Here is a 24,011-nt window from a genome sequence, read left to right as displayed (position 1 = left end):
GTCGGGCGCTGGATACCTGTTCCGGCTGTCTAAGCGACCTCCTTCAACCGCTCGTCCCGTGGCAGCGCCTGCAACGCCGCCTGCAGCAATATGTCGGCCAGCCGCGCTGCCACCGGATCCAGTTCAGCATCCTTCTGATGCAGCACCAACGCCATTTTGGGCAATGCCGGCAGCCCAGCGATCTCCGGCGTCATCGCGCTGACGCTGGCCGGCAGGCCGATGTCGGTGCGGATTGTCAGCCCCAGCCCCGCCGCCACGGCTGCCCAGATGCCGCCAAGGCTCGGGCTGGAAAAGGCCATCCGCCACGACAGGCCGGCGCGGTCGAGCGTTTCGGTTGCCACCGTGCGCAGAAGGCATGGCGCTTCGAGCGCCACCAGCGGCAGCGGCTCACTGTTGCGCAGGCTGGTCTCGATACGCTTTGCCGGCCCGATCCAGCGCATCGGCACATCGGCGACATGCTGGCTGTAGGGCAGCGTTTCGCCGCAGTGCCAGGCGAGCGCGATATCGAGGCTGCCTGACAGGACCCTTTCGGCAAGGTCGTGGCTGCGTGCGATCCTGGCTTCGATCTTCACCTTGGGGTGCGCCCGGGCAAATCGGCCGAGCACGTCCGGCAGCGCCGCCTCGCCGAAATCTTCCTGCAAGCCGAGCCGTACCCAGCCTTCCAGCTCGACACCGTGGATGGCGGATGCCGCCTCGTCATTCAATTCGATCAGCCTGCGCGCATAGCCGAGCATGGTCTCGCCGGCCTCGGTCAAAGCGAGGCCCCGTCCTGATTTGCGGAAGATCGGCGTCGCCGCCTGTTCTTCCAGTTTCTTCAATTGCGCGCTGACCGCCGACGTCGACCGGCCAAGCCGGTCAGCGGCCTTGGCAAAGCTACCCAGCTCCATGCCGGTGACGAAACTGCGCAGGACGTCGAGGTCGAATGTTATACGTCGCATGTTGGGAAGTCCCGATTTTCAGGATTGTAAGTTCAAAACTTCCTGATTTTCAGGATGAAATTATGGCGGTAGGGACAGATCGTCAAGGCCGGACCGCTGGCCAGCACGGGAAATGAAGTCATGTCCGCCATTGTCAATTGCACCGACCGGCAGCCGTCGGAACTTCTGGAAGATACCGGTTCCACCGGGAGGGTGTTCACGCCGGGCCATCGCTGGAAAGTCCTGGGCATCGGCGTTGACGCCAATGCCGCCTTCTCGGCTACGTTCTCCGGCATCCCGGCGACGGCGGTCGTTCTTCGCCAGGGCTATCACCTAGGCAATGCCGAACTCGGTCTGGCGCTCGGCCTTCTCGGGCTTGGGGTCGCGCTCAGCGAACTGCCCTGGGGCTTGCTCACCGATCGCTGGGGCGACCGCCGCGTGCTGTTGATCGGGCTCGGCGCGACGGCGGCGTGGCTCCTGGTCATGGCGATGCTGGTCGTGCCGACAAGGACCGGTACTCCCGATGTCACGCTGCTCTCCGCGAGCCTATTCATCACCGGATTGCTCGGCGGCAGCGTCAACGGTTCGAGCGGCCGCGCCATCATGGGCTGGTTCCGGGAAAACGAGCGCGGCTTCGCCATGAGCATCAGGCAGACGGCGGTGCCGCTTGGCGGCGGCCTTGGCGCGCTCGTGCTGCCCTCGCTTGCGCTGGCTTTCGGCTTTGCCGCGGTGTTCGGGGTCCTGGCGGGTGCATCCGCTCTGTCTGCCCTGTTCGCCTGGCGCTGGCTGCACGAGCCGCCGACGGCGGGCGAGGGCCATCCCGCTTCGGCTGTGGCCGGACCGGCGCCGCTGCGCAATCGCGACGTCTGGCGTATCGCGACCGCCATCGGCCTGCTCTGCTTTCCGCAGGTGGCCGTGCTCACCTTCGCCTCCGTATTCCTGCACGACTTCGTTGGGTTGGGAACGGCGGCAATCAGTGCCAGCCTCGCCGCGGTGCAGATCGGCGCCATGGTCATGCGCATCTGGAGCGGCCGCTTCACCGACCGTTATGGCAACCGCCGCCAATTTCTTCGCCTGTGCAGCGCGTTCAGCGCCCTTGCCTTCGCCATGCTTTGGCTGCTGGTCCTGTTCGGCCCAACCATTCCGGGCGGCCAGCTCATCTGGTCGGCGGTTCTTCCGGTCGTGCTTATTGTCGCAGGCATCTCTGTCTCCGCCTGGCACGGCGTCGCCTACACCGAGCTTGCCACCCTTGCCGGCGCCGGCCATGTCGGAACCGCGCTCAGCCTTGCCAACACCTTTGTTTTCGTCGGCTTCTTCCTGGTGCCGGTGGCCATTCCGGGGCTCTTGCACCTCTGGTCCTGGTCCGGCGTCTGGCTGGCGGCCGCCATCTGCGCGCTGATCGCCCGGCCGATCTTCCTGCGTCCGGCCTGAATAGTCGGCCGCAAAATCGCCCGACTTCGCAACCACGACCTCGGGCCGACCGGGAAAACCCGATCGAATCCGTTAACGTCCCATCAAGGTTAATGCATCATTTTGCTCTCCAGTGGGGTCTGTAGCGTTCCTGGAGAGAGTTCCGTGCATCGACGTGTGTTGAAGCGGCTGGTTGCCGCCGCCGGTGAGAGAAAACGTGGCTTTCTGGGTCCGCTCGTCATCGGTTTCGGCATCTGGATCGGCTTTCCGACCGTCGCCGCCTATCAGGACATGACGAGCCTCGTTTCCGGCCTCGAAGCATCGAGCACGCGCTGGAATTCCTATGTCGAGAAATCCGTCGCCGGATCGACCCACGCGGCCGAGATGCCCTTTGTCGATTCCGATGTCACCGGCTCCATTTCCGGATCGGGCGTCCACCTGGCCGGTGTCGGCAACGTGTCGTTTCGCGGCAAGGGCGGCAAGGTCAGCGCCACGCCCGATGAGGACCGCGTGATGCGCGCCGAGAAGAAAGGGCGCATCGTCCAGATGTCTCCCGTCGCACCGCCAAAGAACTTCAACGCCGGCTCGATCTTCGAGCGCACGTCCTCCTTGCTGCGACCCAGCATGGACAGCGGCCTGAAAATGGCTTTCGCCAAGCCGCAGATCAAAGGCAAGGAAATCCAGATCGCCGCCGCATTCCATGTGCGCGAGGACAAGAAGCCGGATCCCGGCATGCCGGCCATACTGGCGGCGCTGGTCAACAACGACCATCCGGATGTGCTGGCCACCGCCTATGCGCAATCCGAGCCGGACTATGCCAAGGCATCGCCCTTCGAGGCCCTGCTTCAGGACGAGCAGCCCAATGAGGGCCGCTTCATTCCGCCGATGGCCAAGGGCGATCATTCGTGGATCCAGAACCCGCTGCCGGCGAGTGTCTTCTCCAAGAAGGAGCAGGCATGCCTTGCCAACGGAATCTATTTCGAGGCGAGGAGCGAATCCGTGCGCGGCCAAGCCGCTGTCGCCCAGGTCATCCTCAACCGCGTCCGCAATCCGACCTATCCGAATTCGATCTGCGGCGTCGTCTACCAGAACGACAGCTGGTTCAACCGTTGCCAGTTCTCCTTCGCCTGCGACGGCAGGAAGAAGCGCATCGATAGCCCAGCCGCCTACAAGACCGCCCAGGAGATCGCCATGGCCGTCACCGCCGGCAAGATCTTCATTCCGGAAGTCGGATCGTCGACCCACTACTATGCCCAATATGTCCATCCCGGCTGGGCGCGCACGATGCAGAAGATGACCAAGATCGGCCTGCATATCTTCTATCGGACCTATGGCGGCGGCTGGAGCTGAGTGCGGAGCAGCCGCTGATCCTTGATGTGGCGCGCAGCCGATCAAAGAGCCATTGCGCGGGGGATTCGCGCCATGCATCCTCGTCATCCTGGCGGGCACGATGTCGCACCTTCGTAATTCATTGATTTCATTGCCTAAAATACATGGCAATGAACTTCCGCCCGTGGCTTGACGGGCGCAAACCCTCTAACTATGTTGCCGGCGACTTTAGAAGCGGACGGACGGTGACGGTCTGACCGGGCAGGGGGGTTGCGATGGCCGACAAGAATGGGCCAGACGGAACCGGAGAAACCGGCCGCGGCAATCAGCATGAACCCGACATCCGCGACGACGATCTTGAGCGCCGCCGCCGTGACCTTGAAGCTTCGCTTGCGACAAGGCGGCCGGGCCGGCTCGAGGGGAAAGACGACGCGAAAGCGGGCAGTGTGGCCGGTTATGGTCAGGCGCTCAAACTCTCCAGCGAGTTTATCGCCGGGGTGGTGGTGGGTGCCGGCATCGGCTGGGTCATCGACCGTTTGGCGGGGACATCGCCATGGGGTCTGATCGTGTTTCTGCTGCTTGGTTTTGGCGCCGGAGTGCTCAATGTGATGCGTTCCGCCGGCGTCGTGGCAGAATTTGGACAGGGCGATAAATCGCGCCGTGGCCAAGACGACAAGAAATGACCGCGCACCATGTGCGGTAATGGTAACGAGGCCGTACGCGGCATTGACGGGGTTTGAACGTGGCAGCTGACAAGGTCGATCCGATCCACCAGTTCCATATCAACAAGCTGATTCCGATCGACATCGGCGGCTATGACCTGTCTTTCACCAATTCGGCGCTGTTCATGGTCGCAACCGTGATCGTCGCGGCTGGATTCCTGTTTCTCACGACGTCGAGCCGCAGCCTGGTTCCCGGGCGGCTTCAGTCGGTATCCGAGATGGCGTACGAGTTTGTCGGCAACATGTTGCGCGACGCCGCCGGCACGCAGGGCATGAAGTTCTTCCCTCTCGTGTTCTCGCTGTTCATGTTCGTGCTCGTCGCCAATCTGCTTGGCCTGTTCCCCTATTTCTTCACCGTCACCAGCCACATCATCGTCACCTTCGGCCTTGCCGTGCTGGTGATCGCAACCGTGGTCGTCTACGGCTTCATGAAGCATGGTCTTGGCTTCCTGAAACTGTTCGTGCCGCACGGCGTGCCGGTCTTCCTGCTGCCTCTCGTGGTGCTGATCGAAGTAATCTCCTTCGTGTCGCGCCCGGTCAGCCTCTCGGTTCGTCTGTTCGCCAACATGCTCGCCGGCCACATCACGCTGAAGGTGTTCTCCGGCTTCGTCGTCAGCCTGAGCGCGCTCGGCGCGGTTGGCGTCGCCGGCTCGATCCTGCCTCTGGCGATGGCGGTGGCGCTGACGGCACTGGAACTGCTGGTCGCCTTCCTGCAGGCTTACGTCTTTGCCGTGTTGACCTGCATGTATCTCAACGACGCCCTGCATCCAGGGCACTAGATCCAAAAGTTTCCGGCCCAAAGATTTCCAACATTGGCGCCGGATGGAATCGCAACGGAATTTTAGATCCAAAGGAGTTGAACAAATGGACGCAGAAGCAGCAAAGTACATCGGCGCCGGCATCGCTTGCCTGGGCATGGGTGGCGCGGGCATTGGCCTCGGCAACATCTTCGGCAGCTACCTGGCGGGCGCACTGCGCAACCCGTCGGCCGCCGATGGCCAGTTCGGCCGTCTGATCTTCGGCTTTGCCGTGACCGAAGCTCTGGGCATCTTCTCGCTTCTCATCGCGCTTCTGGCCCTGTTCGGCTGAGCACTCGGGAAGATTGGACAGGCCGGCCGCGCAAGCGGCGGGCCTGAATTTCGGGGATAGTCCATGTTCGTGACATCTGCCTTTGCGCAAGAGTCCGCGCCATCAGCCGATACCAGCCACGCTGCGACGGAAGGCGACACGCATTCCGGCACCAGCGTGCCTGCTGAAGCGCATGGCACGTTTCCGCCATTCGATCCGGCGACGTTCCCGTCGCAGCTTCTGTGGCTGGCGATCACCTTCGGGCTGTTCTATCTCTTCCTGAAGCGGGTGGTGATGCCGCGCGTCGGCGGCATCATCGATGTCCGCAACGATCGCATCACGCAGGACCTCGACCAGGCGGCCAGGTTGAAGGGCGAGGCCGACGCCGCCGTTGCTGCCTACGAGCAGGAACTGGCGGAAGCCAAGACCAAGGCCAACGCGATCGGCCAGCAGGCCAACGACGCTGCCAAGGCCGAGGCCGACACCGCTCGCAAGAAGGTCGAGGCTGCGCTCGACGCGAAGCTTGGCGAAGCCGAAGCCCGCATTTCTTCCATCAAGGCCAATGCCATGAAGGAAGTCGGCAGCATCGCCGAGGACACCGCTTCGGCGATCGTCGAGGCTCTGGTTGGCGGCAAGGCCAGCAAGGCCGAGATCGCGGCTGCGGTCAAATCCGTGGCCCGGTGAGGAGCGCATCATGGATTACACATCTCTCGCGACGCTCTGGGCCACGATAGCCCTGATCATCTTCCTCGGCGTTGCCGTCTACATCAAGGTGCCTGGCATGATCGCCAAGGCGCTCGACGCCCGTGCCGCCAGGATCAGCAATGAACTGGACGAAGCGCGCCGGCTGCGCGAGGAGGCCCAGCAGCTGCTCGGCCAGTACCAGCGCAAGCGCAAGGAAGCCGAGCAGGAGGCCGCCGACATCGTCGCTGCCGCCAAGCGCGAAGCCGACATGCTTGCCGCCGACGCGCATAAGAAGACCGAGGACTATGTCGTCAGGCGCACCGCGCTTGCCGAACAGAAGATCGGTCAGGCCGAGCGTGATGCCATCAGCGAAGTGCGCGCCAGCGCCGTCGACATCGCCGTCGAGGCAGCACGCGCGCTGCTTGCCGGCAAGATCGACGCCAAGGCCGGTGCAGATCTGTTCAAGGCTTCGCTCGCGGACGTGAAGTCGAAGCTGAATTAGGCGGTTCGTCTAGCCAGTCATCGAAAGCCGCCCGGGCAACCCGGCGGCTTTTTTGTTGCGGCGCTGAAGCTGCCAATCTCCCCCCTCGTGGGGGAGATGCCCGGCAGGGCAGAGGGGGGCGTGAAGGAACGCTAACCTTTGTTGTCCTAAGGTCTATCGGGACAAGCCTGAGGGCATAACTGCAATCGATTGAGAAGCCGGCGGGACAGCGCCCCCCTCTGTCCTACCGGACATCTCCCCCACAAGGGGGAGAGTGGCTTGTCGTCGTCGCTCAATCCAGCCCGGCGAAGCTCTCTTCTTCCACCACGTCCACCTCGGCCCCACCCAGCCGGAATGGCGCAAACGACACGCGGTGCAGCCGCGCCACCGGGCCATGCGCTTCGATCGCGGTGCGATGGCGAACCGTGGCGTAGCCCATATGGACTTCGAACCCGTAGCGGTCGTGATGGTTGCCGCAGCCGCACATCATGCGGTCGCGCATGACCTTGGCAACGATCGAGGCGGCGGCGATCGACTGCGAACGCTGGTCGCCCTTGATCAGCGCGCGCCCTTCACAAGGCAGTCCCGGCGGCACGTCGCGTCCATCGGCAAGCGCAAGCTTCGGCCGGATCGACAGCCCTACCAGCGCGCGCCGCATGGCTTCCAGGCTTGCCTTGAGGATGTTGCTGCCGTCGATGCCCTCGGCGCTGATGGAGGCCATCGAGACCGCCTGTGCGGAGCCGAGAATGCGCAGGAACAGGGCCTCACGCTGTAAATGGCTGAGGCGTTTGGAATCGTTGAGGCCGTCGGGAATGTTGGCGGGATCGAGCACCACCGCTGCGGCGACCACCGGCCCGGCCAGGGGGCCGCGGCCTGCCTCGTCCATCCCGGCGACCGGCCACAGGCCCTCCGCCATCGCCTTCGTCTCGAAGGAGAAGTCGGGCTTCTCGATGATCTCAAAGAGAGGCGGAGAATCAGAACGCGCGCGAGCCATGTTGCGGCGAGGTTCGCATCGGCTCCGATTCTCCGCAAGTCCCTCCGGGTCGGGTGGGGCGCCGGACCGGGAGGGCACCGTCTGCAGGCCGGGGCAGGCCGGACGGGATTCTTGGTGCGCGACGGATCAAACCATCGCGACGAATTGTCTCTTCAAAGCAGCGTCAGTTGCACCTGGTCTTTCCCGGCGGCAACGAACTGATCGGTCCGCAGCGTGCGCCGTTCGGCATTGAGACCAAGCCGCTTGGCTGTGATCTCGAAGCGCCGGCCGATCTGCCAGGCATAGGGACCGGCGCCCTTCATGCGCTTGCCCCATTCCGAATCGTAGTCCTTGCCGTCACGCATGGAGCGGACAAGCGACATCACATGGCGGTAACGGTCGGGATAATGGCGCAGCAGCCAGTCCTTGAAGATCGGGCTGACCTCCAGCGGCAGCCGCAGGATCACATAACCCGCCTCGCGCGCGCCGGCCGCACGTGCCGAATCGAGGATGCGTTCCATCTCCGGATCGGTCAGGCCCGGAATGATCGGCGCCACCATGACCGACGCCGGAATGCCGGCATCCGAAAGCTGCCGGATCGCTTCCAGCCGCTTGGTCGGTGTCGACGCGCGCGGCTCCATGGTGCGCGCCAGCATGCGGTCGAGCGTCGTCACCGACAGCGCCACCTTGGCGAGCCCGCGTTCGGCCATGCGCGACAGGATATCGATATCGCGCGTCACCAGGGCGGACTTTGTCACGATGCCGACCGGATGGCCGCGCGCTTCCAGCACTTCGAGGATTTCGCGCATGATCCGGTACTGCTTCTCGATCGGCTGGTAGGGGTCGGTGTTGGTGCCGATGGCGATGGTGCGCGGCTGATAGCTGTCCTTCGAAAGCTCCTTGTCGAGCAAGCGCGCCGCATCAGGTTTGGCGAACAGCTTCGATTCGAAATCCAGACCCGGCGACAGGCCCATGAACGCGTGCGTCGGGCGGGCAAAGCAATAGACGCAGCCATGCTCGCAGCCGCGATAAGGGTTGATGGAACGGTCGAAGGAAATGTCGGGCGATTCGTTGCGGGTGATGATGGTGCGCGGCTTCTCGATCTGCACTTCGGTCTTGAAGGGGGGCAGTTCTTCCAGCGAATTCCAGCCATCGTCGAACACGTGCCGGCTGACTGGCTCGAATCGGCCGGACGGGTTGATGCCGGCCGACCTGCCGCGGTTGCGGTCCGGGCGGACACGCATGCCGCTCTGCTCGACCATCGCATTGGCCATCTCGGCTCTTCCTGCTCCGAAAGCTGCAATGTCGGCGCGCACGATCTGTTCCATTTTCGCCCGCTCCCAGGGACTGTCCGTGTTGTGTCGAATCGCTCTGTTCATGAAATTATTCCTATTTCATCGATGAGAACAAAGCAAGAACTTTCTATGGTGCGATGCAAAACTGGCGCTGTGCGGCGCTTTCCGCTATTCGGCTAAGGATGCTTAGTGTTCTCATCGAAACCCGCAATGACGAGGAGGGCCTCGCCCGCACGCTCGCCTCGCTGATTGGCGGCGCGGTCGAAGGCGTGGTGCGTGAAGTCATCGTCTGCGACACAGGCTCCACCGACCAGACGCATCGTGTGGCCGAGCATGCCGGCTGTCAGTACGTGACCGGCGGTGTCGCTGCCGGCATCCGCCAGGCCAAGGGGGACTGGTTGCTGCTCCTGGAACCGGGCGCGCGGTTGGTGGAGGGCTGGATCGATGAGGTTGTCGCGCATACGGCCAGGCAGACCATGGCCGCACGGTTTTCGCGCACGCGGGCCAGCCGCACGCCATTCCTGGCACGGGTCTTTTCGGGAAACCGCGCCCTGGCCGACGGATTGCTGATCAGCAAGCGTCAGGCGGCGGCCGCGGCCAAGAGTGCCGGCAGTGCTGAGGCCATCGCCCGCGGCCTCGCAACGAAGCGGCTCGACGCCGAGATCTGGATGGCGCCCGCCAAGCAGGAACGCCGCTCCTCGACATGATTTTTTGCAGCTGCTCAGGCCATTGTGCATTGCACAAAATCTGACGCGGGGTTAGCTTCCGTTCAAGCGGGAATTGGGTTTGGGACATGCCGAGTGGCGAGCACCGATGCGGCATCGGTGGTGCTCTCATAGCCGAGGACCCAATGAAGCTTTCAACCCCCGACACATCCGGCGCGGCCAGTCTCGAGGCTATTGCGCGCGACGGCAGTCTGTTGCGACGCATCGCGGTGCGCATTCCGACCTATCTCAAGGACCTGCGCGAAAACCCCGCCTGGCTGCCGATGTTCGTGCTGGCGCGCACAATGCCTGGACGCCGCATGCATTGGCTGGGCGCAAAACGCGCCCGCCCGGTCGCCAATGCCGGGGATACGATGTTTGCCGGTGTCGAACGGGGAGCGGTCGTCGATGCGTTGCGCTTCGACGGGCTGTTCTCAGGCTTGGTCCTGCCGCCTGATATCCATGAAGAGATCGCCGACTTCGCCGGGCGCACGCCTTGCTTCGGCAATTTCGACCGCCGTCTCGAATTCATGCCGGGGGAACATGCCGAGGCCGAGAAACGCCTTGGCCGCTCGCTGCTCAGCGGGCATTTTTTCGAGCGCATCCTCGACTGCCCGGCGGCGCTTGCCATCCAGCGCGATCCGCTGCTTCTGGATATTGCCGCGCACTATCTCGGCGGCCAGGCAAAACTGATCACGACGCGCGTCTGGTGGAGTTTTCCAACCGGTGCCGCTTCGGACGCCGACAAGAACCTCGCCTCGCTCGGCAAGTATCATTTCGACCTCGATGATTGGCGCATGCTGAAATTCTTCTTCTACCTCAAGCCGGTCGACGCCGACACCGGTCCGCATGTCTATGTCAGGGGCAGCCACAAGCGCCGCAGCCTCAAGCACCAGCTCACGCTTCTGGTTGGCCACCCCGCGCAACAGGTCCTGGATGTCTATGGCGAGCAGAGCCCGGTGACGCTGACCGGCGAGGCCGGTCTCGGTTTCGTCGAGGACCCTTTTGGCTTCCATATGGGCACCGTGCCGGCACGCACGCCGCGACTGATGATGGAAGTCGGCTTCGGCGTCTCGCCGCCGTCGCGCCGGCGGTTTCATGGCGAGCCGGTCATCCGCTGAGAGCGACGCTTGCCTCGGCTTTACGGAGCTGATTTGCCGCGCCGCAAATGCTCGTCCAGGCGCGGCATGATCTCGACGAAGTTGCACGGCATATGCCGGTAGTCGAGCTGTGCCTTCAGGATGCCGTCCCACGCGTCCTTGCAGGCTCCCGGCGAACCCGGCAGCACGAAGACGAAGGTGGCGTTGACGACGCCGCCGGTCGCCCGGCTCTGGATCGTCGAGGTGCCGATCTTGTCGTAGGAGATCCGGTGGAACACTTCCGAAAAGCCATCCATGCGCTTTTCGAAGATCGGCTCCAGCGCGTCCGGCGTCACGTCACGGCCGGTGAAACCGGTGCCGCCGGTGGTGATGACGACATCGATATTCTTGTCCCGCGACCACGCCAGAACCGTGTCGCGGATTTTTTCCCGATCGTCGGTGACGATATCGCGGGCCGCCAGCATATGGCCGGCCTCGGTGATGCGGTCGGCCAGGGTCTGGCCGGATTTGTCGTCGGCGAGGCTGCGCGTATCTGAAACGGTCAGCACCGCGATGCGCACTGGAATGAAGGAGCGGCTCTCGTCAATTCTGGCCATCCGATCCCTCCGATGCGACGCTGCGCGTCGCCGCGACGAACCAGTCGGGCTGGCGGCCGCGGATTTCGGCGGCGGCGCGCTTGGCGACATTGCCGGTCTCGAACAGGCCGAAGCAGGTGGCGCCGGACCCGGACATCCGTGAAAAACCCGATCCGGCCTTGTTCAGCCAGGAAAGCGCCCTGCCGATCGCGGGCTGCATCGCCAGCGCGGCGGGCTCGAGATCGTTGCGGGTGATCTCCAGCCAGTTGCGCAGGCTGTGGAAATCGATGCTGCGCGGCAGCGGCGGCAAGGCTTCGTTGTCACGACGCGAAAGCGCTGCGAAGACCTCGGCCGTCGAGACCGGCATGCCTGGATTGACCAGCACCAGCCCAAGCGCCGAAAAATCCGGCACCATCGACAGGTCATCCCCGATGCCGCGCGCGACCAGAGGTCTGGCCGCCAGGCACATCGGCACATCGGCGCCGAGCGAAATGCCGATCCGCGCCAGCTCTGCGCCGTCTATATCCAGGCCCCATGTCTCCACCAGCCCGCGCAGCACGGTCGCCGCGTCGCTCGAACCGCCGCCGACGCCGGAGGCGACCGGCAGGTTCTTTTCCAGCCGGATAGCGACCGGCGGTGTTCTCTCGTGCCCGACCGCCTGTCGCAGGGCATCGCGCGCCCTAGGCACCAGATTGCTGGCGTCGAGAGGAACCGCCGGGGCGTAGCGGCCGGACACGGTAAATTCATCGCTGTCGGCAGGCGCGATTTCGACCCTGTCGCCAAACCGCGTGAACACCGCCAGGCTCTCGATCAGATGATAGCCGTCAGGTCGCCTGCCGGTGACATGCAGCGCAAGATTGATCTTGGCGTGCGCGTGCCAGCTACGCGACCCGATGTCGGTGTCCACAATGGTCTGCGAAATGGTGCTCAGTCCTTGGCCAGCCGGTACTCGCCGGTCTTCGGATCCTTGACCAAAGTGCCCATCGCGCCGTTGGCCGTCTGCTTTTCGGTACGCCGCACCTTGGCGGTCACGCGCTCGGCTTCCCTAATGAAGGTGCGGTAGCCGAAATAGGCGGCGACGCCAACGACGGCGAAGAAAATGATCTGCGGCATGCCAAAACTCCTCCCACGCTGGGCCGGCGAAGGCGGCCGGTCGGGTCGGTTAAGCTCTCATGCTAGACGCTTTTGCCGGGTTTTCAAAGCCCGAAGCGAGACCACAATGCGCGCTCTTCCGCCGCATCGATCAGGCCGCTGGCGGCGGCGGCTGCGATATCAGGCGCTGAAAAGCCCCCGCTTGAGCCGAACAGGCCGAAACGGCTGAGGAAACCGCGCGGCGCCGTGATCAGCCTGAGCTGGGTTTTTGCCCCGAAACGGGTCTTGAGCACCGTGCGCATGTCGCCGAGCGCATCGACCAGGCCGAGTTCAAGGCCCTTGATGCCGGTCCAGAACAGGCCGGTGAACAGGTCCGGGTCGTCTTTCAGTTTCGAGCCGCGCCGCTCCTTGACGAGGTCGATGAACGTGCCGTGCACCTCGAGCTGCAGCGCCTTCAGCCGCTCGACATCTTCCTTTTTCTCGGGCTTGAACGGGTCGAGCACCGCCTTGTTCTGGCCGGCGGTGTGGACGCGTCGCTCGATGCCGATCTTCTTCATCAGTTCCGGGAAGCCGAACGAAGCCGAGACCACGCCGATCGACCCGACGATGGAGGATGGGTCGGCGAAGATCTCATCACCGGCAACCGCGATCATGTAGCCACCCGACGCCGCCACGTCTTCGACGAAGACCAGTACCTTTCTGTTCTTTTCCGTGGCCAGGTCACGGATGCGCTTGAAGATCAGCCGCGACTGCACCGGCGAGCCGCCGGGCGAATTGATCGAGATGGCGACTGCCGGGGCGTCGTAGGAAAACGCCTTCTCAATGAGGCCAGCGGTGGAGGCCAGCGACAGGCTCGGCCGGAACTGGCCACCGCCTGCCATGATGGTGCCGTGCAGCCGGATGACCGGAATGGTGACGACGGTGGAGCGCCAGGATTTCGGCAGCAGGCGGTTGATAAGGCGTTTCACGAGGGCGTGGTCTCCGGTCGATAGGTTGCAGGCATGTAGGGATTTCCCGGCCAACGGCAATGTGGCCAGGCAGAATAGCTCAATCTCCGAACAGCGAGGCGAGGCCGTTGGTGATCATTTCGCTGCGCTCGTCGGGGCCGTTGCCTGATTGCGCGTGCAGCATCAGGGGCGGGCGGATGGCAAGCTTTCCCCGTGCCCCGAGCGCTGCCCGCACAACGATGCGGATTGCCGCGGCGTCTGGGCGAGGGTGGACGGCGAGCATTTCGGCATCGCCGAAGCGCCCTGCGATCGCATCGAGAATGGCGCCGAGCTGTTCGGGGCGGGCGATCACGGCAAGCCCGCCGCGCGGCCTGACCACCGCCGCCGCACTGCGGATCCAGCTCTCGAACACCCCGTCCTCCATGACATGGGCCTCTTTTCTGAGGCGATCGGGGGAGGCGCGGTCCCGGGGAGCGTTGAAGGGCGGGTTCATGATGACGAAGTCGAAATCATTGTCGGCGAGGCCGGCGGCCGCCCGCGCCCGGCCCGATACGGTGACATCGGCGACCAGCACGGAGGCGCGATCGCTCAGATGGGCATTGCCGGGATGGGCAAGGGTGGCTGCCGCGAAGGCCGCCATTTCCGGCGCGCGTTCGACAAGCACCGCCTCAGCGGCCGGGCAGCGCGACAGCACCGCCAGGCCGGCGGCCCCGGCACCGGCACCGAAATCGGCGAGACGACCGGCAAGAGAGGACGGCACGGAGGCCGCCAGCATCATCGCATCCATGCCGGCGCGATGACCGCCTTGCTTGGGCTGCACCAGCCAGAACCGGCCGCGATGGAAAGCGTCGACCGTATGGGCCGGCGTGTCCGGGACAAGGGCGGCGGGCGCGGCGGACATTATCTTCCGCGGATTTCGTTGGCGATGCCGGCATCCGTCAGGATGCGCCGTGCCGCGTCGGCCTGGTCGGCGTCGACCATGACGCGCTTCTGCAAAAGGCCGATCGACCCTTCGAGAATGCTCATATTCTGGTCGGCGACAAAGCAGGCAATGCCGGCGTCGCGCATCAGCGATTCGACAAAGGAAATGATCACGGCATCGTTGGTGCGGACTAGTTCTATCATCGTATGAAACTCGCAGTTTGCGCTATTGATGTAAACGGGCAGGGGATTCCGGGGCAGAGCCGTTCCCTTGGGGGTCGTTGACATTCTGTCGCCGCCGCCGCGCCAATTCGCCACTTGCCGTGCCCATGTCCGCCGCCCTAGAGTCCATACAGGGACTAAGGGTGCCGTCGCACGCTCTATACCAAGACGGGAGTGATTGTCGTGGGTGTCGTTCTCAACATCGAAAACGGGAAGCGGGAGCCCGCCTCCATCAAGGATCTGATCGATCTGACTGCCGCCGATATGGGGCGCGTCAATGAATTGATCCTGTCCAAGGCCGGCTCCGACGTCGAGATGATCCCGGAGGTCGCCAACCATCTGATCTCGTCCGGCGGCAAACGGCTGCGGCCGATGCTGACGCTGGCCGCAGCCCAGATGTTCGGCTATGCCGGCGAGGGCCACGTCAAGCTCGCCACCTCGGTCGAATTCATGCACACCGCGACGCTTCTGCACGACGATGTCGTCGACGAGAGCGGCATGCGCCGCGGCAAGAAGACCGCCCGCATGATCTGGGGCAACCAGGCAAGCGTTCTGGTCGGCGACTTCCTGCTCGGCCAGGCCTTCCGCATGATGGTCGATGTCGGCTCGCTCGAAGCGCTCGATATCCTGTCGAGTGCGGCCTCCATCATCGCCGAGGGCGAGGTCATGCAGCTCGCCGCCGCCAAGAACCTCGAAACCACCGAGGACGAGCATTTCGCCGTCATCAAGGCCAAGACCGCCGCACTTTTTTCGGCTGCTGCCGAGGTCGGCCCGGTCATCGCCCAGGCGACGCGCAACGATCGCGCCGCGCTGCGCTCCTATGGCATGAATCTCGGCCTGGCCTTCCAGCTGATCGACGACGCGCTGGACTATGGCGGCACCAGCAAGGATCTGGGCAAGAATGTCGGCGACGATTTCCGCGAGGGCAAGGTGACGCTTCCGGTCATTCTCGCCTATCGGCGCGGCACCAAGGCCGAGCGCACCTTCTGGAAGCGCGCCATCGAGGACAATGTCGCCGATGACGCCGGCCTGGAAAAGGCGACCGGCCTGATGACCCGCCACGGCGCCATTGCCGACACGATCGGACGCGCCCGCCATTTCGGCGAGATTGCCCGCGACGCGCTGGCGCCGCTCGAAGCGACGCCGCAGAAATCGGCGCTGATCGACGTCATCGATTTCTGCATCAGCCGGGTCAACTAAAGGCTGGACTTTCGCGACGCTACCTCTGGCCTGCGCTAAGAGGAAGTTTAGGAATTCGGTCCCGCCGTCTCGACAAGCCGCCCTGCCGCAAATTATCTATAAAACATGGCAAAGGGCACAGACGACACCATCGCGGTGCGCATCAGCAAGGTTCTGGCGGACCGCATCATTTCCGGTGCGATCGAGCCGGGGGCCAGGCTTCGGCAGGATCATATCGCCGAAGAATTCCAAACCAGCCATGTTCCGGTGCGCGAGGCCTTCCGCCGCCTCGAGGCGCAAGGGCTGGCCAACGGCGAGCCGCGCCGCGGCGTGCGTGTCGCGTCTTTCGATCTGGGCGAGGTCAAGGAAGTCGCCGAAATGCGCGCCGCCCTTGAAGTGCTGGCGCTGCGCCACGCCGCGCCGCATCTGACATCGGCCATTCTCGATCTCGCCGATGAGGCGACCAAGGCCGGCGACAAGTCCCGCGATGTCAGGTCGTGGGAGGAAGCCAACCGCGCCTTCCACCGCTTGATCCTCGCGCCATGCGGCATGCCGCGCCTGCTCGCCACCATCGACGATCTGCACGCGGCAAGCGCCCGTTTCCTGTTCGCGGCATGGCGTTCGGAGTGGGAGACGCGCACCGATCAGGACCATCGCGCGATCCTCGCCGCCTTGCGGCAGGGAAACACCGAATCGGCGGCCGTCACACTGGGGCGGCACGTCCAATGGATTGGCCGCAAGCCGGTAAGGACGGCCTCAGGGACCACGCGCGAAGCCTTCGCCATCGTAGGTTAGACGGCCTCCGCCAAAGCCAGGGCTTGCAATCTCCAGGGAAGTGTGGATTCGATAATAGATCGAAAACAGAAATTATCTATAATTTGAAATCGATCGAAGGAATCCCAATGGCAGACGTCGCATTCTCACCCAGCAAGCCGTCGTTCAGTCCGCTCCGGCTTCAGGATCGTTCCCTTGCCTGGCAGGTCGGAGCCGTCGTGCTCGGCACCCTGTTCCTGACGCTGTCATCCTACGTCGAAGTGCCGATGGTGCCGGTCCCGGTGACGATGCAGACCTTCGCGGTGACACTGATCGGCGCGCTCTATGGCTGGCGGCTTGGCGCGCTCACCATCGCCGCCTGGCTGGTCGAGGGTGCGGTCGGCTTTCCGGTTCTGTCCGGAGGGGCAGCGGGTGCGGCGCATTTCGTCGGGCCGACGGCTGGCTATCTCTTCGCCTTCCCGCTTGTCGGCGCACTGGTCGGCTGGCTGGCCGAACGCGGCTGGAACGGCAAAAGGGTGATGCTTGCCTTCGTCGCCATGCTGCTTGGCAACCTTGCCTGCCTCGTGCTGGGCACAGCATGGCTTGCCGTCATGATTGGAGCCGAACAGGCCGTTACCTTCGGCTTCCTGCCGTTCATCGTCGGCGGCTTGCTCAAGTCGGCGCTGGGTGCCGCGACCCTCATGGCCCTTCCCGGCGGTAAGGCCAAGCTGGTCAATCCGTGACGATCAGGCTGCGCGCCCATCACCTCCTTTGCCTGCTCACCTATGTGGGCAAAGGATACAGCCCCGCCTTCACCGCCAATTATGATCGCGTCGCGGAGCGCCTGAGCCGGGGCGAGGACATCCTCCTCGTTTCCGGCCCGGACGATGTCTGCGCCCCGTTGCTTGATGAGCTGGAACCGCACTGCCTCAACGAGAGTGTCGTCGAGCGGGACCGGCTCGCCACGCAGGATGTGGGCGAGTTGCTGGCGCGGCCAATCCGCGTCGGCGCCCGTCTTGATCTCGATGCTGCGATGCTGGGCCGGATGCGGCAGGCCTTTTCGGCTGGCCGTGTACGCAAGGCCTGCGGCGGCTGCGAATGGAACGAACTGTGCAGCACGATAGCGGCCGGCGGCTACGGCGACACGCTGGTGCAGCGGTCTGCCTCGCCAGGCGAGGGCTGATATTGGCCCGACCCTTCGCGGTCGAAGCGGAGCCTCAGCGGTCGAATCTGTGATATATTCGGCGCCGCGTAGGGCCATGGCCGAAATCCCAAGAGCGGAAACTGGTGCCTGTCGCCATGATTTGTTAATCGGGTGCCCGGATTGTGAATTCGAGGCGGATTGAAGCGCGACCCCAAAAAGGCCATGCTTTGCCTGGAAAGATCGAGTCTACGCCGATCCCGCTGACGCGGAGATGGCGCCTGGCTGAAAGGGATACGATGCGGCAAGGACGTGCGCGCTGGCTGACAAGGCTGGCAATTGTGACAGGCATGGCGATCTCGGCTTTGCCGGCCTATGCCAAGCAAACCACCGAACCGGTCAAGATCACGTCGTTTTCGGGCGCCTATCTGGCAGCCCGGATCGCCGAAGGCGACAACGACCTCGACAGCGCCATCGCCTACTACAAGCAAGCATTGGCCTTCGACCCGAGCGACACCGGCCTGCAGCAGAGCCTGATGCTGTCGCTGATCGCGCAAGGGCGCTTCGACGAATCCCTGGTCTATGCCGACAAGCTCAAGGAAGTGCCTGACGTCGAGCGTTTCTCTCGGCTGGCGCTCGCCGTCGATTCCTTCCACAAGAAGGATTTCACCAAGGCGCAGTACTGGCTCAAGCTGTCGCTGGAATCCGATCTCGACCGGCTGATCTCCGGGGTGATGTCCGGCTGGGCGCAGCAAGGCGCCGGCGAGCCTGCCGATGCGATGGCCTCCATCGACAAGCTGCAGGGGCCGGATTGGTTCGGCCTGTTCAAGTCGTTCCACCGCGCCCTGATCGCGGATGCATCCGGCATGCCCGAAAAGGCCGAGGCCATCTACGCCGCGACCATGCAGGATACCGCCGCCGGTGGTGCCGCTCCCGAAACCTGGATGCGCAATGCCCAGGCCTACGCCTCGTTCCTGGCCCGCAAGGGCGACAAGACCAAGGCGCTGTCGGTGCTCGAGCAGGCCGAGGCGTTTTCGCCTGGCAAGCTGGAAATCGTCGCCTTGCGCGACCGAATTGCAAAAGGCGACAAGATTGCGCCCCTGGTGGCCGGCCCATCCGATGGCGCCTCCGAAATCCTGCTCGACCTCGCCACCGCGCTCAACCGTGGCGGCGGCGAGCCGTTCGTTCGCCTCTATCTGCAATATGCGCTTGCTTTGAAGCCTGATAGCGACGCTGCCCTTGTGCAACTCGCTGCCGTGTCCGAGCAATTGAAGGACGGCGAAGGCGCCATCGCGCTCTATCGCCGGATCCCCGCCGGTTCGCCGCTGAAGGAGCTTTCGGACCTGCAGCTCGGCCTCAACCTTGCCGATCTCGACCGTCACGAAGAAGCGATCACTCATCTGAAGGCTTTCGTCGACGCCCATCCCAATGACATGCGCGCCTATCTGGCGCTCGGTGGCGTCTATTCCTCGAAGGAGGATTTCCGTTCGGCCGCCACACTCTACGACAAGGCTGTCGAGGCGCTGAAGACGCCGACCGCAGCCAACTGGAACATCTTCTACCAGCGCGGCATCGCCTATGAGCGCCTGAAGGAATGGCCCAAGGCCGAGCCGAACTTCCGCAAGGCGCTGGAACTGTTCCCCGACCAGCCGCAGGTGCTGAATTATCTCGGCTATTCCTGGGTCGACATGAACATGAATCTCAAGGAAGGGCTGGCGATGATCCAGAAGGCCGTCGACCTCAGGCCGAGCGACGGCTACATCGTCGATTCGCTGGGTTGGGCTTATTTCCGCCTCGGCAGGTTCGATGACGCGGTGCGCGAAATGGAACGCGCCGTGTCGCTGAAGCCGGAAGATCCGGTTCTCAACGACCACCTCGGCGATGCCTACTGGCGCGTCGGCCGCAAGCTGGAAGCCACCTTCCAGTGGAACCAGGCTCGCGACCTGAAGCCGGATCCCGATGTGCTGGCCAACTTGCAGCAGAAGCTGATGAAGGGCCTGCCGCCGATCGAATCCAACACGGCGCAGGAGACCCCGAAGGTCAAGCCGGAGCCGGTGCCCGCCCCGAAGGGATGAAGTCAGCCATTTGAATTCAACGCAAACGGGGCTCTTTTCAGGGTCCCGTTTTCGTTTGAACCGCGTATTCGGCTGGCTGCCTCAGAAGAGCTTGCGATAGACGACAAAGCCGGAGTGTTCGGCGACCTTGTCGTAAAGCTTCATCGCCGTGTGATTGGTCTCATGCGTCAGCCAGTATACCCGGCCTGAGCCGGCCGCCTGGGCACGCTCGTAGACGCCCTCGATCAGCGCCCGTCCGATGCCTTTGCCACGCGATGCCTGCGTGGTGAAAAGGTCCTGCAGATAGCAATTGGGCGCGATCGCCGTGGTGCTGCGATGGAAGAGATAATGCACGAGGCCGAGAAGCCGTCCCTCGCTTTCGGCCACCAGCGCGTGGACCGGCTCATAGGCATCGAAGAAACGCGACCATGTCATCTGGGTAATCTCACCCGGCAGGGCCGTTTCGCCCGAGCGGCCATAAAATGCATTGTAGCCGTCCCACAGCGGCAGCCATTGCTCGAAATCCTGTCGCGCAACGGGGCGGATGACGATCGGGCTGGGCATGGCTGGAACCTGTTGTCGTTGCTGCACAGGCGAACAGAGCGCAGGCCCGAGAGATGGGCAATGGGCCAGCCCCTGCAAAGCTTTCAACATTGTCCATAATGTCGGCGCGACCGCATCGTCGTGCTTTGCTTGACGCTTCGCCGCCGTGTCTCTAGGACGTGCCGGCAAGCTAGCCTGTGCTGTCGAGGCCACCCGTGACAATTGAATTCCCCGCCCATATGCATCCCAGCCGCTCGTTCCAGGGGCTGATCCTGACCTTGCACAACTATTGGGCGGCCTACGGCTGCGTCATCCTGCAACCCTACGACATGGAAGTCGGCGCCGGCACCTTTCATCCGGCAACGACGCTGCGCGCGCTCGGCCCAAAACGCTGGAACGCTGCCTATGTCCAGCCCTCGCGCCGCCCCAAGGACGGGCGTTATGGCGAGAACCCGAACCGGCTGCAGCATTATTACCAGTACCAGGTGATCCTGAAGCCGAACCCGCCCAACTTGCAGGAACTCTATCTCGGCTCGCTGGCAGCGATCGGCGTCGATCCGCTGCTGCACGACATCCGCTTCGTCGAGGACGATTGGGAAAGCCCGACGCTGGGCGCCTGGGGTCTCGGCTGGGAATGCTGGTGCGACGGCATGGAAGTCTCGCAGTTCACCTACTTCCAGCAGGTCTGCGGCATCGAATGCGCGCCGGTGGCCGGCGAACTCACCTACGGGCTGGAGCGGCTGGCCATGTATGTGCAGGGCGTCGACAATGTCTACGACCTCAATTTCAACGGCCGAGAAGGCGCCGACAAGGTCACCTATGGCGATGTCTTCCTGCAGGCCGAGCAGGAATATTCGCGCCACAATTTCGAACACGCCAACACGGCGATGCTTCTGCGCCACTTCGAGGACGCCGAGGCCGAATGCAAGGCGCTGCTCGACGCCGGCGCGCCGGCATCGAACGACAATCTGCCGATGCACCGCATGGTTTTCCCGGCCTATGATCAGTGCATCAAGGCCAGCCATGTCTTCAACCTGCTTGACGCGCGCGGCGTGATTTCGGTCACCGAACGACAGAGCTACATCCTGCGGGTGCGCAATCTGGCGAAGGCCTGCGGTGAGGCTTTTTTGAAGACGCAGGCGGGTGGCCTGGCGGCCTGAGTCTCAGGCCCGCTTCGTCATCTCGAAGGAAGCTTTGATCGGCAATATGTTCTGGCTGCTGGCACCGTCGATTGTGCGCAATGCCTGTCGAACGCCCGGCATCGAGAAGGCACCGTGAGCCTGCGCGGTGAAGCAGGCGCCGAGTGCGAGGATCTGCAGAAGTCTGGATGCCGTTTTCATGGTCTTTGAGCCAATAGTTTCCTGCCTGAGCGTGGGTCGCTTCAGCGCTGCGTTCGGTTCATGGAAATCTTTGATCCAAGGACGGGTGGCGCGGTCTCGTCCCGACAGGATGGCCAAAATTTCTGGAAACGGGCGCAAATCGGCGATCCCCGTGCGGAAAGGGTGACAGCGGCCAGCCGAGTTGCTATGCCCCCGCCCGGACCATTTTGCCGCGTGAGCCCCATCCATGCCCGACCTGCTTCTAGAACTCCGCTCGGAAGAGATTCCCGCCCGCATGCAGCGCAAGGCGGCTGGCGATCTCAGGAAGATGCTGACCGACAGCCTGGTCGAGGCGGGGCTGACCTATGAGGCGGCGCGCGAGTACTGGACGCCGCGGCGGCTGACCCTCGACATCAGGGGTCTCACCGCGCGCTCGAAGGATATAAACGAAGAGATCAAGGGGCCTTCGACATCGGCGCCCGAACAGGCGGTCCAGGGCTTCCTGCGCAAGGCCGGACTTTCCTCGATCGCCGAGGCGCATGTCCATTCCGATCCGAAGAAGGGCGATTTTTATGTCGCCCACATTTCGAAGCCGGGCAGGGCGGCCGAACAGATCATCGCGGACCTGGTGCCTGATATCATCCGCAATTTCCCGTGGCCGAAATCGATGCGCTGGGGGCCGGCCTCGGCCAAGCCCGGTTCATTGCGCTGGGTGCGCCCGCTGCAATCGATCCTGTGCACCTTCGGCCCGGAGACCGAGGAGCCTGTCGTGGTCGATTTCGAGATCGACGGCATCCGCTCCGGCAACATCACCTATGGCCACCGCTTCCATGCGCCTGATGCCATCACGGTGCGCCGCTTCGACGACTATGTTTCCAAGCTGGAAGCGGCCAAGGTCGTGCTCGATGCCGACCGGCGCAAGGAGATCATCCTTGCCGATGCCCGCAATCTCGCCTTCGCCAACGGGCTTGATCTGGTCGAGGACGAAGGGTTGCTGGAGGAGGTGTCCGGACTGGTCGAATGGCCGGTCGTGCTGATGGGCGAGTTCGAGGAGGCATTCCTGGTCATTCCAGCCGAAGTGATCCGACTGACCATCCGCGCCAACCAGAAGTGCTTTGTGACGCGGCCGCAGGGTGTCGACGACGCGCTTTCCAACCGCTTCATCCTCACCGCCAACATCGAAGCCAGGGATGGCGGCAAGGAGATCGCCCACGGCAACGGCAAGGTGGTGCGCGCCCGCCTGTCCGACGCGCTTTATTTCTGGACGACCGACCAGGGCGATTTGCCCGACCTGCGCGAGCTCGAGGCATCGGCGGAAAAATTCGGGCTTGATCTCAAGAAGCCTCTCGACCAGCGCATGGCCCGCCTCGACCATCTCGGCGTGACTTTCCACGCCAAGCTCGGCACGCAGGGCGAACGGGTGGAGCGGGTGAAAGAACTGGCCGAAGAGCTAGCGCCTATTGTCGGCGCCGACCCCGCGCTGGCACGACGCGCTGCAGTGCTGGCTAAGGCCGATCTCACCACTGAAGTCGTTGGCGAGTTCCCCGAGTTGCAAGGGGTCATAGGTTGCAAGTATGCATTGCTGCAGGGCGAGCATGCTTCGGTCGGGGCAGCCATAGAGGAACACTACAAGCCTCAGGGCCCGTCCGACCGCATTCCGACCGATCCGGTTTCTGTGGCCGTGGCGCTCGCCGACAAGCTCGACACTCTGGTTGGCTTTTGGGCCATCGACGAAAAGCCGACCGGATCAAAGGATCCTTATGCGCTGCGGAGAGCGGCGCTGGGGGTAATAAGGCTGTTGGTTGAGAATGGGGCGAATGTTTCACTTCTCCGTTCGATGATGTCGCCGATACTGGCGGCATACATGAAATTTCAACGTGAGGGATCACGGCCATATCTTGAGGCTGCGGATCGACTAGCGTTGGCTGGCCTCGCCACGACAACCGACAGAGCCGAAGTCTATGACCGGCTTGTAGGACAGTCGGGAAAAGAGGCCTTTGCGGAAGAGACACCTGAGATGGCGTGGCGCTTGAGCCTTGACCTTCTCGCCTTCTTCCACGATCGCCTGAAAGTCTATCTCCGCGATCAGGGCGCCCGACACGATCTGATCGATGCCGTCATCACGCCACAGTCCGACGACCTCTTGCAGATCGTGCGCCGCGTCGAAGCGCTCGGCTCCTTCCTCGGCACCGAGGACGGCAAGAACCTGCTCGCCGGCACCAAGCGCGCGGCCAACATTCTGGCTGCCGAGGAGAAAAAGAAAACGGCGGTCGCCGAAACCGTTGAGCCGGCGCTGTTTCGCGCGGATACCGAGAAATCGCTGTTTGCGGCGGTGAACCAGGCTGAGAAGCAAGCCGGCGAAGCGATTCAAAACGATGATTTTTCCGGCGCCTTGCTGGCGCTTAGCGTGTTGCGCGAGCCGGTTGATTCATTCTTTGAGCATGTTCTTGTAAACGATGAGGATCAGGCGGTGCGTGCCAACCGCCTGGCGCTGCTCGCCCGCATCCGCGCGGCCACCGGTCAGGTCGCGGATTTCTCCAGGATCGCAGGTTAAGGCGAAGAAAATATTCTCTGCTACCGGC

Annotated in this window: 27 protein-coding genes; 16 read left to right on the top strand and 11 right to left on the bottom strand. The window is 63.5% G+C overall.

What is annotated here, in order from left to right; translation table 11 throughout:
- Positions 1–29 precede the first annotated feature (29 nt).
- Positions 30–938, bottom strand: a complete 909-nt coding sequence (locus tag A9K65_RS27950; RefSeq protein ID WP_064995111.1) for a LysR substrate-binding domain-containing protein — start codon at positions 936–938, stop codon at positions 30–32.
- Between the two features lie 120 nt (positions 939–1,058).
- Here A9K65_RS27950 and A9K65_RS27945 point away from each other — a divergent pair, with 120 nt between their 5' ends.
- The 7 genes from A9K65_RS27945 (at position 1,059) to A9K65_RS27915 (ending at position 6,632) form a co-directional block, all read left to right on the top strand.
- Positions 1,059–2,348: an MFS transporter gene (locus A9K65_RS27945; RefSeq protein WP_064995112.1), complete on the top strand. Its 1,290-nt coding sequence runs from the start codon at positions 1,059–1,061 to the stop codon at positions 2,346–2,348.
- 144 nt (positions 2,349–2,492) lie between these two features.
- Entirely contained in the window at positions 2,493–3,677 is a 1,185-nt protein-coding gene (locus A9K65_RS27940) for a cell wall hydrolase (protein ID WP_064995113.1), read from the top strand.
- Between the two features lie 254 nt (positions 3,678–3,931).
- Positions 3,932–4,339 (top strand): AtpZ/AtpI family protein, encoded by a 408-nt coding sequence (locus tag A9K65_RS27935; protein ID WP_013532844.1) that lies wholly within the window; start codon positions 3,932–3,934, stop codon positions 4,337–4,339.
- A gap of 59 nt (positions 4,340–4,398) precedes the next feature.
- The gene (locus A9K65_RS27930) at positions 4,399–5,157 is read left to right on the top strand and encodes a F0F1 ATP synthase subunit A (RefSeq protein WP_013532843.1); all 759 of its coding nucleotides are present in this window, start codon (positions 4,399–4,401) and stop codon (positions 5,155–5,157) included.
- A gap of 85 nt (positions 5,158–5,242) precedes the next feature.
- Positions 5,243–5,467, top strand: a complete 225-nt coding sequence (locus A9K65_RS27925) for a F0F1 ATP synthase subunit C (RefSeq protein ID WP_006206606.1) — start codon at positions 5,243–5,245, stop codon at positions 5,465–5,467.
- A gap of 63 nt (positions 5,468–5,530) precedes the next feature.
- Positions 5,531–6,130, top strand: a complete 600-nt coding sequence (locus A9K65_RS27920; RefSeq protein ID WP_013532842.1) for a F0F1 ATP synthase subunit B — start codon at positions 5,531–5,533, stop codon at positions 6,128–6,130.
- Positions 6,131–6,140: 10 nt separating this feature from the next.
- On the top strand, positions 6,141–6,632 hold the full coding sequence (locus A9K65_RS27915) for a F0F1 ATP synthase subunit B (RefSeq protein WP_013532841.1): 492 nt from the start codon (positions 6,141–6,143) through the stop codon (positions 6,630–6,632).
- A 271-nt stretch (positions 6,633–6,903) separates the two neighbouring features.
- Here the strand turns inward: A9K65_RS27915 and A9K65_RS27910 are convergent, their stop codons facing one another.
- Positions 6,904–7,605: a ribonuclease HII gene (locus tag A9K65_RS27910; RefSeq protein ID WP_064995114.1), complete on the bottom strand. Its 702-nt coding sequence runs from the start codon at positions 7,603–7,605 to the stop codon at positions 6,904–6,906.
- 152 nt (positions 7,606–7,757) lie between these two features.
- A complete protein-coding gene (locus A9K65_RS27905; protein WP_064995115.1) occupies positions 7,758–8,912 on the bottom strand; it encodes a PA0069 family radical SAM protein in 1,155 nt (384 codons plus the stop codon).
- Between the two features lie 149 nt (positions 8,913–9,061).
- On the opposite strand from A9K65_RS27905, the gene A9K65_RS27900 reads away from it, so the two are divergent.
- Both A9K65_RS27900 and A9K65_RS27895 read left to right on the top strand, forming a co-directional pair.
- Positions 9,062–9,586: a glycosyltransferase gene (locus A9K65_RS27900; RefSeq protein WP_013532838.1), complete on the top strand. Its 525-nt coding sequence runs from the start codon at positions 9,062–9,064 to the stop codon at positions 9,584–9,586.
- Positions 9,587–9,729: 143 nt separating this feature from the next.
- Positions 9,730–10,704, top strand: a complete 975-nt coding sequence (locus tag A9K65_RS27895) for a hypothetical protein (RefSeq protein ID WP_064995116.1) — start codon at positions 9,730–9,732, stop codon at positions 10,702–10,704.
- A 20-nt stretch (positions 10,705–10,724) separates the two neighbouring features.
- On the opposite strand, the gene moaB is transcribed toward A9K65_RS27895, so the two are convergent.
- From moaB to A9K65_RS27865, 6 genes are all read right to left on the bottom strand, one after another.
- Positions 10,725–11,279, bottom strand: a complete 555-nt coding sequence (moaB, locus tag A9K65_RS27890; RefSeq protein ID WP_024502637.1) for a molybdenum cofactor biosynthesis protein B — start codon at positions 11,277–11,279, stop codon at positions 10,725–10,727.
- A complete protein-coding gene (locus A9K65_RS27885) occupies positions 11,266–12,165 on the bottom strand; it encodes a 4-(cytidine 5'-diphospho)-2-C-methyl-D-erythritol kinase (protein WP_064995117.1) in 900 nt (299 codons plus the stop codon). Before A9K65_RS27885 ends, moaB begins: the two co-directional genes overlap by 14 nt.
- Positions 12,166–12,185: 20 nt before the next feature.
- Complete coding sequence (locus tag A9K65_RS27880; RefSeq protein ID WP_013532834.1) at positions 12,186–12,371, bottom strand: membrane protein; 186 nt, start codon at positions 12,369–12,371, stop codon at positions 12,186–12,188.
- Between the two features lie 83 nt (positions 12,372–12,454).
- Entirely contained in the window at positions 12,455–13,318 is an 864-nt protein-coding gene (locus tag A9K65_RS27875; protein WP_013532833.1) for a S49 family peptidase, read from the bottom strand.
- Positions 13,319–13,397: 79 nt separating this feature from the next.
- A complete protein-coding gene (locus A9K65_RS27870) occupies positions 13,398–14,198 on the bottom strand; it encodes a methyltransferase (RefSeq protein WP_013532832.1) in 801 nt (266 codons plus the stop codon).
- Entirely contained in the window at positions 14,198–14,422 is a 225-nt protein-coding gene (locus tag A9K65_RS27865; protein WP_013532831.1) for a DUF2007 domain-containing protein, read from the bottom strand. Before A9K65_RS27865 ends, A9K65_RS27870 begins: the two co-directional genes overlap by 1 nt.
- A gap of 201 nt (positions 14,423–14,623) precedes the next feature.
- Between A9K65_RS27865 and A9K65_RS27860 the strand changes: the two genes are divergently transcribed.
- From A9K65_RS27860 to A9K65_RS27840, 5 genes are all read left to right on the top strand, one after another.
- Complete coding sequence (locus tag A9K65_RS27860; protein ID WP_013532830.1) at positions 14,624–15,640, top strand: polyprenyl synthetase family protein; 1,017 nt, start codon at positions 14,624–14,626, stop codon at positions 15,638–15,640.
- Positions 15,641–15,745: 105 nt separating this feature from the next.
- Positions 15,746–16,414: a GntR family transcriptional regulator gene (locus tag A9K65_RS27855; protein WP_013532829.1), complete on the top strand. Its 669-nt coding sequence runs from the start codon at positions 15,746–15,748 to the stop codon at positions 16,412–16,414.
- A 107-nt stretch (positions 16,415–16,521) separates the two neighbouring features.
- Positions 16,522–17,115, top strand: coding sequence for a biotin transporter BioY (locus tag A9K65_RS27850; protein WP_013532828.1), 594 nt, complete (start codon positions 16,522–16,524; stop codon positions 17,113–17,115).
- Positions 17,112–17,555, top strand: coding sequence for a DUF1284 domain-containing protein (locus tag A9K65_RS27845; protein ID WP_024502643.1), 444 nt, complete (start codon positions 17,112–17,114; stop codon positions 17,553–17,555). The genes A9K65_RS27850 and A9K65_RS27845 overlap by 4 nt, the downstream gene beginning before the upstream one ends.
- 257 nt (positions 17,556–17,812) lie before the next feature.
- A complete protein-coding gene (locus tag A9K65_RS27840; protein ID WP_064995118.1) occupies positions 17,813–19,588 on the top strand; it encodes a tetratricopeptide repeat protein in 1,776 nt (591 codons plus the stop codon).
- Positions 19,589–19,669: 81 nt separating this feature from the next.
- Here A9K65_RS27840 and A9K65_RS27835 read toward each other — a convergent pair whose 3' ends face one another.
- On the bottom strand, positions 19,670–20,131 hold the full coding sequence (locus A9K65_RS27835) for a GNAT family N-acetyltransferase (RefSeq protein ID WP_024502644.1): 462 nt from the start codon (positions 20,129–20,131) through the stop codon (positions 19,670–19,672).
- A gap of 218 nt (positions 20,132–20,349) precedes the next feature.
- Between A9K65_RS27835 and A9K65_RS27830 the strand changes: the two genes are divergently transcribed.
- Positions 20,350–21,270 carry a glycine--tRNA ligase subunit alpha gene (locus A9K65_RS27830; protein ID WP_174800366.1) on the top strand — a complete coding sequence of 307 codons (921 nt, stop codon included), beginning with the start codon at positions 20,350–20,352 and terminating at the stop codon, positions 21,268–21,270.
- 3 nt (positions 21,271–21,273) lie between these two features.
- On the opposite strand, the gene A9K65_RS35360 is transcribed toward A9K65_RS27830, so the two are convergent.
- Entirely contained in the window at positions 21,274–21,588 is a 315-nt protein-coding gene (locus tag A9K65_RS35360) for a hypothetical protein (protein WP_157678568.1), read from the bottom strand.
- An 88-nt stretch (positions 21,589–21,676) separates the two neighbouring features.
- Between A9K65_RS35360 and glyS the strand changes: the two genes are divergently transcribed.
- Positions 21,677–23,983, top strand: coding sequence for a glycine--tRNA ligase subunit beta (gene glyS / locus A9K65_RS27825; RefSeq protein WP_064995121.1), 2,307 nt, complete (start codon positions 21,677–21,679; stop codon positions 23,981–23,983).
- Positions 23,984–24,011: the final 28 nt, after the last annotated feature.

This window comes from Mesorhizobium sp. WSM1497 (assembly GCF_001672455.2).
Classification (GTDB): Bacteria; Pseudomonadota; Alphaproteobacteria; order Rhizobiales; family Rhizobiaceae; genus Mesorhizobium; species Mesorhizobium ciceri.
This window is presented reverse-complemented; position numbering and strand designations above follow the sequence as displayed.